At 46.4% G+C, this 15,636-nt stretch carries 18 protein-coding genes; 11 read left to right on the top strand and 7 right to left on the bottom strand.

Annotated elements, in window-relative coordinates; genetic code table 11:
• The first annotated feature begins 98 nt into the window (after positions 1–98).
• Positions 99–3,056: a protein O-mannosyl-transferase family gene (locus tag RLN88_RS10155; protein ID WP_350221284.1), complete on the top strand. Its 2,958-nt coding sequence runs from the start codon at positions 99–101 to the stop codon at positions 3,054–3,056.
• A gap of 77 nt (positions 3,057–3,133) precedes the next feature.
• Here RLN88_RS10155 and RLN88_RS10160 read toward each other — a convergent pair whose 3' ends face one another.
• From RLN88_RS10160 to RLN88_RS10190, 7 genes are all read right to left on the bottom strand, one after another.
• A complete protein-coding gene (locus RLN88_RS10160; RefSeq protein ID WP_350221285.1) occupies positions 3,134–3,466 on the bottom strand; it encodes a T9SS type A sorting domain-containing protein in 333 nt (110 codons plus the stop codon).
• Between the two features lie 182 nt (positions 3,467–3,648).
• Positions 3,649–5,136, bottom strand: a complete 1,488-nt coding sequence (locus RLN88_RS10165; RefSeq protein WP_350221286.1) for an NAD(P)H-hydrate dehydratase — start codon at positions 5,134–5,136, stop codon at positions 3,649–3,651.
• A gap of 4 nt (positions 5,137–5,140) precedes the next feature.
• Positions 5,141–6,334: an NADH-quinone oxidoreductase subunit D gene (locus RLN88_RS10170; RefSeq protein WP_350221287.1), complete on the bottom strand. Its 1,194-nt coding sequence runs from the start codon at positions 6,332–6,334 to the stop codon at positions 5,141–5,143.
• A gap of 2 nt (positions 6,335–6,336) precedes the next feature.
• Positions 6,337–6,819: an NADH-quinone oxidoreductase subunit C gene (locus RLN88_RS10175; RefSeq protein ID WP_350221288.1), complete on the bottom strand. Its 483-nt coding sequence runs from the start codon at positions 6,817–6,819 to the stop codon at positions 6,337–6,339.
• Positions 6,809–7,351 carry an NADH-quinone oxidoreductase subunit B gene (locus RLN88_RS10180; RefSeq protein ID WP_350221289.1) on the bottom strand — a complete coding sequence of 181 codons (543 nt, stop codon included), beginning with the start codon at positions 7,349–7,351 and terminating at the stop codon, positions 6,809–6,811. Before RLN88_RS10180 ends, RLN88_RS10175 begins: the two co-directional genes overlap by 11 nt.
• Positions 7,348–7,806 (bottom strand): NADH-quinone oxidoreductase subunit A, encoded by a 459-nt coding sequence (locus RLN88_RS10185; RefSeq protein ID WP_350221290.1) that lies wholly within the window; start codon positions 7,804–7,806, stop codon positions 7,348–7,350. Before RLN88_RS10185 ends, RLN88_RS10180 begins: the two co-directional genes overlap by 4 nt.
• 43 nt (positions 7,807–7,849) lie before the next feature.
• Entirely contained in the window at positions 7,850–8,479 is a 630-nt protein-coding gene (locus tag RLN88_RS10190; RefSeq protein WP_350221291.1) for an LON peptidase substrate-binding domain-containing protein, read from the bottom strand.
• Positions 8,480–8,529: 50 nt separating this feature from the next.
• Between RLN88_RS10190 and RLN88_RS10195 the strand changes: the two genes are divergently transcribed.
• The 10 genes from RLN88_RS10195 (at position 8,530) to RLN88_RS10240 (ending at position 15,491) form a co-directional block, all read left to right on the top strand.
• On the top strand, positions 8,530–9,006 hold the full coding sequence (locus tag RLN88_RS10195; protein ID WP_350221292.1) for a hypothetical protein: 477 nt from the start codon (positions 8,530–8,532) through the stop codon (positions 9,004–9,006).
• 46 nt (positions 9,007–9,052) lie between these two features.
• Entirely contained in the window at positions 9,053–10,117 is a 1,065-nt protein-coding gene (gene paaE / locus RLN88_RS10200) for a 1,2-phenylacetyl-CoA epoxidase subunit PaaE (RefSeq protein ID WP_350221293.1), read from the top strand.
• 94 nt (positions 10,118–10,211) lie between these two features.
• Positions 10,212–11,156, top strand: coding sequence for a 1,2-phenylacetyl-CoA epoxidase subunit PaaA (gene paaA, locus RLN88_RS10205; RefSeq protein WP_350221294.1), 945 nt, complete (start codon positions 10,212–10,214; stop codon positions 11,154–11,156).
• 89 nt (positions 11,157–11,245) lie between these two features.
• Positions 11,246–11,527: a 1,2-phenylacetyl-CoA epoxidase subunit PaaB gene (gene paaB, locus RLN88_RS10210; protein WP_350221295.1), complete on the top strand. Its 282-nt coding sequence runs from the start codon at positions 11,246–11,248 to the stop codon at positions 11,525–11,527.
• A gap of 89 nt (positions 11,528–11,616) precedes the next feature.
• Complete coding sequence (gene paaC, locus RLN88_RS10215; protein ID WP_350221296.1) at positions 11,617–12,372, top strand: 1,2-phenylacetyl-CoA epoxidase subunit PaaC; 756 nt, start codon at positions 11,617–11,619, stop codon at positions 12,370–12,372.
• Positions 12,373–12,412: 40 nt separating this feature from the next.
• On the top strand, positions 12,413–12,901 hold the full coding sequence (gene paaD, locus RLN88_RS10220) for a 1,2-phenylacetyl-CoA epoxidase subunit PaaD (RefSeq protein ID WP_350221297.1): 489 nt from the start codon (positions 12,413–12,415) through the stop codon (positions 12,899–12,901).
• Positions 12,902–12,986: 85 nt separating this feature from the next.
• Positions 12,987–13,229, top strand: a complete 243-nt coding sequence (locus RLN88_RS10225; protein ID WP_350221298.1) for a type II toxin-antitoxin system Phd/YefM family antitoxin — start codon at positions 12,987–12,989, stop codon at positions 13,227–13,229.
• A complete protein-coding gene (locus RLN88_RS10230) occupies positions 13,226–13,489 on the top strand; it encodes a Txe/YoeB family addiction module toxin (protein WP_350221299.1) in 264 nt (87 codons plus the stop codon). The genes RLN88_RS10225 and RLN88_RS10230 overlap by 4 nt, the downstream gene beginning before the upstream one ends.
• A 65-nt stretch (positions 13,490–13,554) precedes the next feature.
• A complete protein-coding gene (locus RLN88_RS10235; protein WP_350221300.1) occupies positions 13,555–14,334 on the top strand; it encodes an enoyl-CoA hydratase-related protein in 780 nt (259 codons plus the stop codon).
• Positions 14,334–15,491, top strand: coding sequence for a 3-hydroxyacyl-CoA dehydrogenase NAD-binding domain-containing protein (locus tag RLN88_RS10240; RefSeq protein ID WP_350221301.1), 1,158 nt, complete (start codon positions 14,334–14,336; stop codon positions 15,489–15,491). The genes RLN88_RS10235 and RLN88_RS10240 overlap by 1 nt, the downstream gene beginning before the upstream one ends.
• The last annotated feature ends 145 nt before the right edge of the window (positions 15,492–15,636 follow it).

Here is a 15,636-nt window from a genome sequence, read left to right on the forward strand (position 1 = left end):
AATACCTTGCAAACCAATTGGTTATTGCAAATCAGAAATGATTATCTCCTGAAATCTTCGGGTTAATTACTATTTTCGCCCTTCACATAAATTTGACTATGGGATACCAAAAGATCAACATAATCACAGGCTGGATAGCCTTTTTCATCGCCCTTATCACATATAGCATCACTGTGGAGCCAACAGCCAGTTTCTGGGATGCCGGGGAGTTCATCGCATGCTCCTACAAACTACAGGTACCACACCCTCCAGGCGCACCTTTCTTTCTCCTTACAGGTAGAATGTTTTCATTGCTGGCAGGCGGAGATGTGACGCAGGTAGCTTTTTGGGTAAATATGCTCAGTGTGGTAAGCAGCGCATTTTTTGTGTTGTTTATCTTTTGGTCCATTACACACCTGGCTAAAAGGGCATTAAAAATTAAAAAAGGCGAGGAAACCATGGCCGACACCATCGTGATCATGGGAACCGGTCTGGTAGGCGCCCTGGCGTGTACCTTCTCAGATTCGTTTTGGTTTTCGGCAGTTGAAGCTGAAGTATATGGCATGTCTGCCTTCTTCACCTCGTTCGTTTTCTGGGCCATCCTCAAGTGGGAAAACATGGCCGAAGAGCAGGATCGTGCCAGATGGCTCATCCTCATCGCCTATATGATGGGGCTATCCATAGGCGTTCACTTACTAAACCTGGTGGCCATTCCTGTATTGGGACTGATTGTTTACTTCAGGTATTATGAGCAAGTGACACGAAAAGGCATCATCTATACGATGGCGATTTCAGCTGCCATTGTTCTCATCATTCTGGAAGGAGTAATTCCTGGATTGCCATCCATTGCAGGAAAAATGGAGATATTCTTCGTCAATAGCCTGGGCCTTCCATTCGGATCCGGTGTAATCTTTTTTGGCGTTTTGGTGATTGGAGGTCTGGTGTATGGAATCCATTACTCCATCAAACGAAACAAGTACATTCTAAATACTTCACTCCTTGCACTCGCCTTCATCCTGATCGGATATTCTTCCTATTCTATTGCGGTGATCAGAAGTAACTACAACCCGCCGATTGATGAAAATAACCCGGAAGAGATCATTTCCTTCGTTTCTTACCTGAAGCGGGAGCAGTACGGTAGCCGCCCGCTGTTCAAAGGTCCATACTATACCGCAGCACTTATTGAGAATAAGAAAGGCGGCCCTATCTACATGCGTGGTGAGGACAAGTATGTAGTGAAAGATTACAAAGTGGAACAGGTTTACGATCCAAAGCATACGACGATCCTGCCAAGGATGTACAGCTCAGATCCCAACCACATCAGAAAGTACAGACAAGTAACCGGACTGAAAGAAGGTGAGAAGCCGAGCTGGGGTGATAATTTCTACTACCTTATTGTACATCAACTGGGTCATCAATACTTCCGCTACTTCATGTGGAATTTCTCAGGACGGGAACATGATATCCAGGGCGCTAGCTGGGTTGGTCTGGCAGGTGCATTTGACGAATTGCCAGATGTACTCGCCAGCAATAAAGGACGAAATATTTATTTCGGCCTACCGCTCCTTCTTGGGTTGTTTGGCATGTTTATTCAATACAAAAAAGACGTGAAGCTATTTTCAGCTACTGCGCTCCTGTTCTTCATGACCGGAATCGCAATTGTGCTTTATTTGAACACTCCACCAATCGAACCGCGGGAGCGGGATTACATCTATGCGGGCTCGTTTTACATCTTCACCATCTGGATTGGGTTTGGCGTACTCTCATTGTACGATATGCTGAAAAACATCTCCAAAGAGAAAAAGATTGCAGCAGTATTGGCCTCAGTGATAGGCTTAGCTATTCCTGTACTCATGGCCAGCGAAAACTGGGATGACCATGACAGGTCAGACAGATACTTCTCCGTAGATGCTGCTAAAAACTACCTGTCATCCGTGGCTCCAAATGGAATCATCTACACGGGAGGGGATAACGACACTTTCCCACTGTGGTATGCTCAGGAAGTGGAAGGCTTCAGAACAGATGCGAGGGTTTTGGTGCTTAGCTACTATAATACAGACTGGTACATCCAGCAGTCTGCAAGGCAGGCTTATGAATCTGCTCCTTTGCCATACGGCCTGGATATTGAGAACTATCAGCAAGGCGGATTGAATGACTATCTTCCAGTTTACGAGCGAGATGAATTAAAAGGAAATGCAATCAATGCACGATTGCTTTTGAAATTTATTGAGGATGAAAATCCTGGTCTTCAAATCCCAACCTCCATCAGTGCCTACAATTCCATTCCATCTAAAACGCTTTTCATTGATGTGGATACGGTAAAGGCAAAACAAATTGTGCCCAAAGATTTGCATCATTTAATTGTAGATAAGATGGTCATCCGAGTCAAAGGAAGAAACATCATCAAAGGTGATTTGGCTTTCCTGGACCTCCTAGTGAATAACAACTGGGAACGACCGATCTATTTGAACAATACATCTATTTCACAGCTGGAATTTGACATGAGGCCTCACGTAGTGCAGGAAGGGATGGCCTATCGGGTACTTCCAATTTACAATCCAGATGCCCGAACTGGTTCATACCCCGTGAACACCGAGGTGATGTATGACAATGTGATGAACAAGTTTACCTGGACCAATCTGGATGACCCTAGCGTTTATTACACACAGGATTATGCGGGTTTTGTGCTCAATTCTAGATCCACTTTTAACACACTCGCTGAAAACCTGATCGAAGAGGGTGACTATGCGCAAGCTGCTGAGGTATTGAAAAAATGCCTGGAAGTAATGCCGGATGAATCCACCCCGTTTGACTTTTTTAGTGTGCAGCAGGTGGATATGCTGTTGAAAGTAGGCGAGCCAGAATTGGCCAACCATGTGGCGGAGGTTACATCAAAATATGCTGCTCAGTGGCTGGATTTCTATTTTGCGACAGACAGTCCGGAAACTAATGAGCTGCAAAAACAGCTGCTGTCCCTGAACGAACTAGCAAGGGCTTATCGGGCGAATGGAGACAGGGAGAAAGCCGCAAGCTATGAAGAGCTTTTCAATACCTACTACTCTCAACTCCAACAATAGCGAATAGAGTAGGCCAAAAAAGAAAAACCTTCAACTGAGTTGAAGGTTTTTTTATGTCTCCTCAAAAGAGATACACCTTAATGTTTTAGAAACTTGTATGCTTTTTTAAACCGCTTTTCCTCGTCCTTGACGATTAAGAAATAATATCCTGTAGCTAAATCCTTTACCTGGATCTTGTATTTCCCTACTCCAATCTCTTCCGGCTTAATCTGCAGCTTATTACCAATCATTGAGTTTAACTCAAATTCCGCATTGGCAAAATCGCCATCTACTTGCACCACAATAAATTCAACTGCAGGGTTTGGATAGATGCTGATCTGCGCCTCCTGGCCAGCACCGGATACTCCCTGTGCCAGGGAAATACCACTCAGAGCGAGGGCGAACGTCAGTATGATCAGTTTATTGCGCATTGTAGTCTTACAAAGTACGCAATTTTTTTCATATAGTTCCTAATGCCTGAAAAATAATAACCGTTAATTAACGTTAACCTGGCCACTTTCCATTGGATTTTTTAAAGAAACAATTGATTTTAACCAATTGCATGAGGTTTTTGAGTTTGATCGATTTTTTAAAGGTTTTTATCTAAACCCACTTAGCCTCTCAGTGCACTGACCGCATTCGGTAAAAAATCAATGATGTCTGATGCCTGAATCCAGGGAGTCTCCAGTTCCCTTACCGCTTGATCCCCAGCGGCTCCATGCAGGTAAACCCCCAATCTCAATGCGTCAGAAGATGATAGTCCCTGGGACAGAAATGCCCCCACTATCCCGGTCAAAACATCGCCACTTCCAGCGGTGGCTAAACCCGGATTTCCAGTTGGATTGAAATGCACCTTTCCTTCTACATTGCACACTGACGAGTAAGCTCCTTTCAAGACCACATTCAATTTATATTTTCTGCACAGGTGCTGAAGCTTCTCCAGTTTTTCAAAATCATTCTTCCACTTCCCCACCAGCCTTTCAAACTCTCCGGGATGTGGGGTCAGGATGGATTCAGGAGGAAGCAACTTCAACAACGGTTTCCTTTTGGCCAATAGATTAATCCCATCCGCATCGATGACCAAAGGCTTCTTGGTCTGTTTCAGAAATTTCTCCAGGGCATCCAGCGTCCTGGAGTGAGTGCCCAGGCCAGGTCCCAGCACTACGGTATCTTCCGTTTTGGGGATGGATTGAATTTCGTTTGTTCCCTTAGGCTCAACCACCATCGCCTCGGGAATAGCAATCTGCATAATATCGGTTCCGCAAGTTGGCACGCAGGCATTGACCAGCCCGGCTCCTGCTTTAAAAGCCGCCCTTACACACAACACAGCAGCCCCCATTTTTCCCCTGCTTCCGGCCACCACCATCAGCCTGCCCACTTGATTTTTGTGAGCGAACTTCTGCCTGATCGGGATCATCGGAATAAACTCGGCCTTTTCAGAGAGGAAAAAAGCCGTTTGCTGTTTCCCGACAAACGATTGATCCAGGCCGATATCAAGGAGATGCCACTCCCCAACATACGGATAGCAAGAGGGCATAAAAAATGACAATTTCGGAACCTGAAAAGAAAAGGTATAGTCAGGTTGGAAAACAACCGCATCCTTTTCCACCGCCCGATCCGCGTACAGTCCGGAGGCGATATCAATTGAAAACTTCTGGCACGCCTGCGGGTTCAGGTACTCCACCAATGTTTTGTAAAACCCCTCTAGCGGGCGGGAAAGGCCCGAACCGAATAACCCATCAATAACAATATCGTCCTTGCCAATCGATGGCAAGTCTTTTACAGAATCGATCACTGCGTATAATTCCGACCGATCCAGATTAGCCTTAAAATCGTCCGAACCTTTGCGTGGGTTTCCTACCACATAGAGAAACACCTCCCATCCTTTTTCTTTCAGCAGTCGGCCAATGGCCAAGCCATCTCCACCATTGTTCCCAACCCCACAAAAAATCTTTAGCGGATGCTTGTCATGGATAAATTCCTGAAACTTAAGAACAAATGCCTTGCTGGCACGCTCCATCAGGTCAACAGAGGCAATAGGTTCATGCTTGATCGTGTACTGATCTACTTCCCTGATTTGCTCTGAAGTAAGGATTTTCATCTTATCATCGATCTACTTCACCCATATTTAAATCAATGGAGCCAAGAATGGCAAATAAATCTGCCAGCATGCAGCCTTTGCTAATTTCCGCTAGCACTGAGAGATTGCAGAAACTTGGTGCACGGGATTTGCACCGCAGCGGCTGATCTGCCCGCCCATCCGTGCGGAAGAAGAAGCCTAATTCTCCCTTTGGATTTTCTGCCCTGACATATAAATCTTGTGCCTTTGGACGAATTTTCTTCGGAACCATCGCCCGAGGATCGAATTCCTTCGTTCGCTTATGCTCCCCCCGGAGCTTCTCCACGCACTGCTCAATGATCTTGATCGACTCCCAGCACTCCGCATACCTCACCCAGTTTCGATCCCAGCAATCGCCCACAGCACCCATCTTCCCCTCACCAACGGGAACATCAAAATCCAACTCAGGATATACGCTATAGCCATCAACTTTACGTAAGTCAAACCGCAAGCCTGACCCTCGAAGCATCGGGCCTGTCACTCCGTAATTAATGGCCAGGTCTGGTGAAAGTACACCCACATTGGCCGTACGCTCAATGAAAATCTTATTGTTGATCAGCAGGTTTTCCGAATCCTTCAGCTTCGGCTTCAGGTAATCCACAAACTCTTTTGCACGCTCTTCAAATCCGACAGGCAGGTCGTAAAACAGACCTCCCACCCATATGTAATTGTACAGCATGCGGGCACCACTCGCCCACTCCAACATCCTGAGAATATGCTCCCGATCGCGCATCATCCATAAGAAGGGTGTGAATGCACCAATATCCATCCCGAACGTGCCAATGGCGATGAAGTGTGAAGCCAGCCGGTTCAGTTCGGCTACCAACACCCGGATATACTCAATGCGCTTGGGCAATTCTTTATCAATTCCGAGCATGCGCTCCACCCCCATCACAAATGCCCATTCGTTATTCATGGCTGCCACATAGTCCATCCGGTCGGTGTAGGGGATCGTCTGGTTGAAAGCCAATGATTCGGCATGTTTTTCAAAACACCTGTGGAGATACCCCATGTGGGGAACGACATCCACCACAATCTCTCCATCAGTGACTACTTCCAGCCTCAGCACTCCATGGGTTGAAGGGTGCTGCGGACCAAGGTTGATGATCATCTCCTCAGTTTTGAGGTCAGACTCTTTATATTTTAACGGTTCCGATTTTGTGAGAAATGACTCTACCATGATCAATACTTTACTTTAACCTCATGGTAGGTTTCCTGTTCCACATAATCCTTTCTCAGCGGATGGCCTACCCAGTCATCAGGGAGCAATATTCTTCGGGGGTCCGGGTGATTATTGAATTGAATGCCCAGTAAATCATAAGCTTCCCGTTCGTGCCAGTCTGCAGCCCTCCAAATGGCAGTAACTGATTCAATCTCTGGCTTATTTCGATCCAATTCTACCTTTAATGCTAAATGCAGGTCGTATGGAATACTATACAGATTGTAAATCACCTCCATTGTATTCTTTTCCTCCCCATTGTCCAGGACGGTCAGGCAGGAAAGTGAATCAAAGTAGGTTTTCTCATGGGCATGGATGAAGGTGCATACTTCTTTGATCTCAGAGGGATGAATTAGCAAAGCTTTTGGAGTAGATTCCAAATCCTCACCAATAACTGCACTTGGTAATTCCTGTTCGATTAGCTTTTTTATCTCCTCAAACTGCATCTTTTTCCATCAATTTTTCCAATGCCTTCGGTCGAAGTACCGATTCAGTCCGGATTTTTTCCTGCAACTTCAAAAATCCACCAATCAACGCTTCCGGCCGAGGTGGACACCCCGGTACATAGACATCCACCGGTATCACCCGATCCACGCCTTTCAACACATGGTAACCATGCTCCCAGTATGGACCTCCACAGTTGGCACACGACCCCATCGATATCACATATTTTGGTTCGGCCATCTGCTCATATAGTCGCTTCACCCGATCAGCCATCTTAAAGGTGACCGTGCCAGAAACGATCATTACGTCAGCCTGTCGGGGGGAATTTCTCGGGATGATCCCAAATCGATCCAGATCGTAGGCAGAAGAGGCGGTAGACATGAATTCAATTGCACAGCAGGCCAGCCCAAAACCTACCGGCCACAAACTGCTCAGTCGGGCCCAGTTCAATAGGTCATCCAATTTTGAGATGATGATGCCCCCTTCCCCGGTCTTTAGCCCATTCAGAGGTTGTATGTCTTTTGTCTCACTCATTGATACCTTTCGTATGCTTTGGTCGGAATTTTAGAAATGAACTCCGTAGCTTTTGGTTTTGGTCTCACCCATTCCAGCATGCCCTTAGCCCATACATACGCAAGTCCCACCAAAAGAATTCCCACAAAAATGAATGTCTCCACCATAGAAAATTTTCCCCACAAGCCGTGTGTTTCAGCCATCAACTGTTCATCCCCAAATACGGTAGCCCAGGGAAACAAAAACACCAGTTCCGCCTCGAACAACAGAAAGATCAATGCCACAATGTAAAACCGGACATTGAACTGGCCCCAGGCAGTACCCGATGGTTCCTCACCAGACTCATACGTTGTTTGCTTTTCAGCTGTGGGACGAGATGGGCGCAAAATTTTCCCAACCAAAAGTGTCACCATCAAAAAGGCGATTCCTCCAATCAGAAACAATAAAACAACCCCAAAACCACTGATTTCGATCATGATGGGAAATTACCCAATAATTGGGATTCAAGTAAGCAGAACATTAAAACTTCAATGGGTCCAGATGCTTGAAGTGCCCATTTTGCCGGATACGCTCCTGAGCGCTCTGTGCTCTTTCCAGCGCCGGAATCAAATTCTGAAGGTGCCTGATGGCATACCTCAGCCGCTCATTCTCATCTCTGATTGCCAGCAGGCGGTATTCCTCTTCTGGCTTCAAACCAATCTTGTGCCCTATATCATAAACGGAAGAAATTGTGGATACATCCGGAACATTTACCTCCCCCAGCCACCCGAACAACCGTGAAGACATTTCCTTAAATTGATATAGAAGGCTGGCATCCGCGCGCGCTTCTTCACCTTTCAGAAAGCTGACCCTTCCACCGGCATATTCATGCTCACCCCACGGATTCCAGAAGTCCTTTACCTCAAAAACCCCCATCGCCTCTGTCTTGATGTCCATCCGCCCATCCTCATATTTCTTGGTCACCTCCACAATTTTCACTTCTGTCCCAAGCTCAATTTTGCCCAGCACGAAAGAGGGAATTCCAAAAGTTTGCTGCTGATTCAGGCAATCATTTACCAGGGCTTTATATCGTGGCTCGAAGATGTGCAGGTTCACCGCCTCACCCGGAAAAGCGACAATATTGAGTGGAAAGAGGGGAATTTCTTTCATATTGGTGAAAACTCGGAAGTTCTCAAATAGTTTGGTACTTTCGATCATCCATGAGGATCGTTCGAATAAACAAAGGTAGAACAGTAAACTTACCCATCCGACTTGTAGGTGTATTGTTCGTAGTATTCATCACCATCAAACTGATGGATACCCTACCGGAACCCTGGTCCATTTTCATCGCCATCGCCATAGCGTCCTTCCTTCCGCTCCTCTGGTTTTCCTTTAATGTGATCATCATAAACGAAGAGAAGAAAACCCTTTTTGATGGCATCTGGACCATGGGGCATAAGTTGGGGAAAGTCATCTCATATGGATCAATTGAAAAGATTTTCATCAATAAGGTGAAGACAAAGCAGACCATGTATTCGCTTTCCAATCGACAAAACATCGTCACCAACCACGAATATCAGGCATACATCAAACTAAATAACGGCGATAAGTACTACCTCTTCAGCCACCCGCTGGAAGAGACTGCCGAAGAGAAGGTGACAAAAATCAGGGAGAAGCTTGGGCTGGAGGCTAACTAAAAAAAACCATCGAGATGGTTAGTTTTGCCTCACCCAAAATTTGATCATGGCAAAATTTCACACCCTAAGAGTAGCAGAACTTTCCCGACCCACCGAAGAGGCAGTGGCTGTTACTTTTGAAATCCCTGAGTATTTACAAGAAGAGTTTAGCTTCATCCAGGGACAGCACCTGACCCTCAAAAAGGACATTGACGGAGAGGGCACCCGAAGATCCTACTCCATTTGCTCCTGCCCCATCGATGAGCGGCTGACCGTGGCTATTAAAAAACTGGAGGGTGGTAAGTTTTCCACCTGGGCCAATGATGTGCTAAAAGTTGGTGATGAGATTGAAGTTATGCCTCCGCACGGAAGTTTCTACGTTCCGTTAAATTCCGAAAATTCCAATTCATATGTGGCATTCGCCAGTGGTAGCGGCATCACTCCGATTATCTCGATCATTGAAACTACCCTGCGTACTGAGCCCGAAAGTGAATTCACCCTTTTCTACGGCAACAGAAAAACAGGAACCATCATCTTTCAGGAGGAACTTGAAGCTTTGAAAAATCGCTACATGGGACGCTTCAGCCTGTACCATATCCTGAGCAAGGAACGACAGGAGTCTGATCTTTTCAACGGACGAATCGACGAGGAAAAAATCCGGTCCTTTGCCCGTCTTTTTTTTGATCCTGAATCGGTGGATCACTATTTCACCTGTGGTCCTGAGGAGATGATGCTGTCCGTTCAGAGTGAACTGAAAAACCTGGGTGTGCCGGATGAGCGTATTCACCTGGAGCTCTTCACTTCGCCGGTGGGCAAGCTGCGATCGAAAGGAAAAGAAATAAAACACGACAAAGCCACCGCAGAAATCACCATTGTTCTCGATGGAATAAGCCTGACATTCCCATACGATTCAGACAAATCCATTTTGGATGTGGCCTTCGACAATGGTGCCGATCTTCCTTATGCATGCAAAGGTGGCGTTTGCTCTACTTGTGTATGCAAATTGGAAGAAGGTGAAGTGGAAATGGACGTGAACTATGCCCTGGAGCCTGACGAGCTGGAAAGAGGATTAGTGCTCAGCTGCCAGTCTTATCCGAAAACAAAAAAAGTGAAGCTGAATTTTGACGTGTAGGAGTCCGATAAACGGAGTGATCTGCAGATTCACAATTTCTCCAAACCAATCTGCTAATCAACCGGTTATCTATTTAACTAATTAACTTTAAGGCATGGATATAAAAAGTTTAGAAGATCGGTTTAACGAGAAGATTGATAAGGACATCCGAATCGAGCCAAAAGACTGGATGCCGGAGAATTATCGAAAGACATTGATCCGACAGATTTCACAGCACGCTCACTCAGAGATCGTGGGAATGCTTCCGGAAGCCAACTGGATTACTCGAGCACCCACATTGAGAAGAAAAGCTGCTGCTTTGGCCAAAGTGCAGGATGAAGCCGGGCACGGATTATACCTGTATAGCGCATGTGAAACTCTGGGTGTGGAGCGAGACCAGTTACTTCAAGATCTACACTCCGGCAAAGCAAAATATTCTTCTATCTTCAACTATCCTACCCTCACCTGGGCAGATATGGGTGCAATCGGTTGGCTGGTAGATGGTGCAGCCATTATGAATCAGGTTCCACTTTGCCGTGCATCCTATGGTCCATATGCCAGAGCTATGGTTAGGGTATGTAAAGAAGAGTCTTTCCACCAGCGACAGGGTTTTGAGATCATGCTCACACTTTGCAAAGGCTCGGACGAACAAAAGAAAATGGCACAGGATGCACTTAATAGATGGTGGTGGCCTGCATTGATGATGTTTGGTCCAACCGATGAGGCTTCTACTCATACCGAACAATCCATGCGATGGGGAATCAAGCGATTCACCAATGATGAGCTTCGGCAGAAGTTCGTGGACGTAACCAAGCCACAAGCTGATTTATTGGGCATCACAATTCCTGACCCTGATTTGAAATGGAATGAAGAGAGAGGCCATTATGATTTCGGTGAAATCAATTGGGAAGAGTTTTTCAATGTTATCAAGGGGAATGGTCCATGCAACAAGCAGCGAATTGATGCCCGAAGAAAAGCCTATGAAAATGGTGAGTGGGTGCGAGATGCTGCGGCAGCATACGCGGAAAAGAAAGCAAAGAAAAAGCAGGCAGCAGCCTGATTTTTACGTCATGCTGAACTTGGTTCAGCATCTACACTTACTGAAAAAAGACCCTGAAACGAGTTCAGGGTGACTAAATATTTAGAAAAATGAAAAATTGGCCACTTTGGGAAATTTTCATCAGGAGTAAAGCTGGACTCAATCACAAACATGTGGGTAGTTTGCACGCTGCGGATGAGGAAATGGCAATCCAGAATGCTCGTGACGTGTACACCCGCAGGAACGAAGGCGTTAGTATCTGGGTGGTGAAATCCGAATACATCACTGCTTCCGATCCGGATGATTCGGACCCGTTGTATGAACCAGCAAAAGATAAGGTGTACCGACACCCAACATTCTACGATTTGCCGGACGAAGTAAAACATATGTGATTCTCCGTCATTTCGAAGGAGGTACGACTGAGAAATCTCCTGTAAGAGATGGGATTTCTCCCTGTGTTCGAAATGACAACCTATAAATTATGAAAGACCAAAACCGATATAATTACGTCATCCAACACGCCGACAATTGTCTCATCCTGGGTCAGCGTCTTGCTGAATGGTGCGGACACGGACCCGTACTGGAACAGGATATTGCCATGACCAATATCAGCCTGGATCTCATCGGTCAGGCCCGCATGTGGTACCAATATGCAGCTGAAATTCAGGGCGAAGGCAAATCAGAAGACGAGATCGTTGCTTTCCGTGATGCGTGGGACTACCGAAATGTTCTGCTTGTCGAGCAGCCAAATGGCGACTTTGCACAAACAATCTTTCGACAGTTTCTGCACGACACTTTCAGTGTCAACTTCTACGAAATGTTGATGAACAGCAACGACGAGCAGCTGGCGGCTATCGCCGCTAAATCTCATAAAGAAGCACTATATCATGTAAGATGGAGCGGCGACTGGGTTATCCGCCTCGGTGACGGCACAGAAGAAAGCCACAGCCGAATGAAGGCAGCAATCGAAGAACTATGGTCGTATGCCGGTGAACTCACCAAGCCGAATGCTACCGAGCAAAAAGCATTGGAAGATGGCTATGGTGTAGATCTGGCTGCTCTAAAAGAAAAGCGTGATGCACAGATACGAGAAGTGCTGATGGAAGCCACATTAGATTTCCCGCAAAGCACTTACACCCATGAAGGTGGAAAGGATGGCACCCATACTGAGCATTTAGGGTACATCCTTTCAGATCTACAGTTCCTGCAAAGAGCATATCCGGGTCAGGAGTGGTGATTTAGTGAATTAGTTGAATAGGAAAATAGTTAATTAGTAGATGGGAGTAGATAAAAATGATACAAATCAACTAATCAACCAGTCAGCGATTTACCAAATCCTAGAATCCGTCACCGATCCTGAAATCCCGGTCATCTCGGTGCGAGATTTGGGCATTATCCGTGATGTGTTGATCACGAATGATTTTGTGGAAGTAATTATAACCCCCACCTACTCTGGCTGTCCTGCCATGCTGGAGATTGAAAAGAACATTCATAACGCCTTGAAAAAAGAAGGCATTGACCATTTCAAGATTACGACCGTTCTCTCCCCCGCCTGGACGACTGACTGGATGACAGAAAAAGGCAAGCAGCAACTCAAAGAATATGGGATCGCTCCCCCTAACCCCACTGCACCGGAAAACATACAATGCCCGCAGTGCGGCTCCAAAAACACCGAGCTTGTCAGCGAGTTTGGCTCCACGGCCTGCAAGTCCCTTTTCAAATGCAAAGACTGCCTGGAGCCCTTTGATTATTTTAAATGTCATTGAGCTTCAAGGGGCAAGGCACAAGCTGTAAGCCTTCTTTGTTGATAATCATTTTTACAAACGTACGTTAATACGTACATTTACAATTATGAAATCCTACACAATTACCGATTTACGTAAAAACATCTACAAGGTGGTAGAAGAAACTGCTCAAACCCATGAGCCCGTACATGTCTATGGCAAAAACGGTAATGCAGTTTTAATAGGTGAAGAAGACTGGCGAGCAATTCAGGAAACACTTCATCTTCATTCGATTCCGGGTATGGCCGAATCTATCATTGAAGGAATGAAAACACCTGTTGAAGAAACTTCTGATAAGCTCGACTGGTGAAGTACAAACTTGTCTACACCAAACAGGCCCAGAAAGACGCAAAGAAAGTCGCATCCTCCGGCCTCAAACCTAAGGTCATGGAGTTGCTCAAAATCCTTGAAGAAAATCCCTACCAGGAGTACCCTCCCTTTGAGCGACTGGTTGGCGACCTGAGCGGAGCTGTTTCCAGAAGGATAAATATTCAGCACCGACTGGTTTATCAGGTGCTTGATGAAGAAAAAATCGTAAAAGTCCTCCGCATGTGGACACACTACGAATAACCCTCCTTGTCATTCCGAACGAATGTAAGGAATCTCTTAACTTCGCCAATCCAAACATTAACCACATGTCAGACACCCTTCAAGTAACCAAGAAAGACAAACTCGGCATCCTCACCTTCAACCGTCCGGAGGTCTTCAACAGCTTCAATAAAGAGCTGGCTATGGCTGTGCAACAGGCACTGGATGAATTTGCCAAAGACGACTCCATTCGGGCCATCATGCTCACCGGAAACGGAAAAGCCTTCTGTGCCGGACAAGACCTGCAGGAGGCCATCGCCGACAATGGACTCGAAATCGAACAGATTGTGGACGAGCATTACAACCCGATCATTCGCAGGATTCGCACCATCGAAAAGCCAATCATAGCAGCAGTCAATGGAGTGGCCGCTGGCGCAGGTGCCAATATCGCTCTAGCTTGCGACGTTTGTGTAGCTACCGAATCATCATCCTTCATCCAGGCCTTCAGCAAAATCGGATTGGTGCCGGACAGTGGTGGGACATTCACACTGCCTAGAATCATCGGGTTTGGAAAAGCTTCTGCCCTGATGATGCTGGGGGACAAAGTATCCGCAACAGATGCTGAAAAGATGGGCATGATCTACAAGGTATTCAGCGACGATTCTTTTGCAGAAGAAGCCGAAAAAATCGCGCAGACACTGGCCAATATGCCAACGAAAGGACTGGCATACACCAAGCATTTGCTGAATCAGTCCTTTACCAACAATCTGGACCAGCAGCTGGAGCTGGAAAAAGAGTGGCAGTTCAAAGCCACCGAAACGTATGATTATAAGGAAGGCGTACAGGCCTTCATCGAGAAACGAAAACCGAATTTTAAAGGAGAGTAATGCCAAAATTAAGTGTGATAGGAGCCGGAACTATGGGTACCGGCATAGCGCAGGTAGCCGCCACCGCAGGATGGGACGTGATCGTAAATGATACCAATAGCGATATACTCGAAAAATCCTCTGCCAGCCTGGTGAAGGTGATGGACCGGCTGGTGGAAAAAGTAAAGATCGATCAGGCCACCGCTGATAAGATCCTCGGAAGGATCGACTTCACCGAAGACCAGCAGTACTTCGAAAACTCTGATCTGGTCATCGAAGCGATTGTTGAGAACCTGGAGATCAAGCAAAAGGTATTTAAAGCGGTAGAAGAAATTGTGCGGGAGGACACCATCATCGCTTCCAACACTTCTTCACTTTCGCTGGCTTCCATCGGATCGGCTTTGAAAGATCCTTCACGATTTGTGGGCATTCACTTTTTCAATCCTGCTCCATTGATGCCTTTGGTAGAAATCATCCCCGCGGTGCAGACGGCCGAAGAAACGACCAAGCAAGCCAAAGACTGGGTTGACAGCTGGAAGAAACTGACTGTGCTGGCAAAAGACACACCGGGCTTCATCGTAAACCGGGTGGCCCGACCATTCTATGGTGAGTCGCTTCGCATGTACGAGGAAGGTGTCGCGGACTTTGCCACCATTGACTGGGCCATGAAAGAGCTGGGTGGCTTCCGCATGGGGCCATTCGAGCTGATGGACTTTATCGGAAACGACATCAACTACACTGTGACCGAAACGGTTTTTGCGTCGTTTTTCTACGATCCACGATATAGACCATCCTTCACACAGAAGCGCATGGCTGAAGCGGGCTTTCTGGGCAGAAAGTCAGGACGAGGCTACTACAGCTATACTGAAGGAGCTGAGAAGCCTGAGCCAACTAAAGACTCAAAACTCGGACAGGCTATTCTGGATCGCACGCTTGCTATGCTCATCAATGAAGCTGCAGATGCACTGTTCCTGAATATTGCAAGCAAAGAAGACATTGATACCGCCATGACTAAGGGCGTAAACTATCCGAAAGGTTTGCTGAAGTGGGCCGATGAAAAAGGGATCGACTGGTGCGTGGAGAAAATGGACGCACTGTACGACGAATACCGCGAAGACCGGTACCGATGCAGTCCGTTGCTGAGAAGAATTAAAGCGGAGGGTAAAACGTTTTATTAGCCCTTCGATAAACTCAGGGTGACACTCCCTTGTTGTCATGCTGAGGCCCTCGAAGCAGACAACATTAAAGATGCTTCCTTCGTCAGCATGACACGAACGAATTATATTTAGCATGTCATTCTGAGCGCAGCGAAGAATCTCATCC

The sequence above is a fragment of the Ekhidna sp. genome (assembly GCF_040223195.1).
Lineage (GTDB): Bacteria > Bacteroidota > Bacteroidia > Cytophagales > Cyclobacteriaceae > Ekhidna.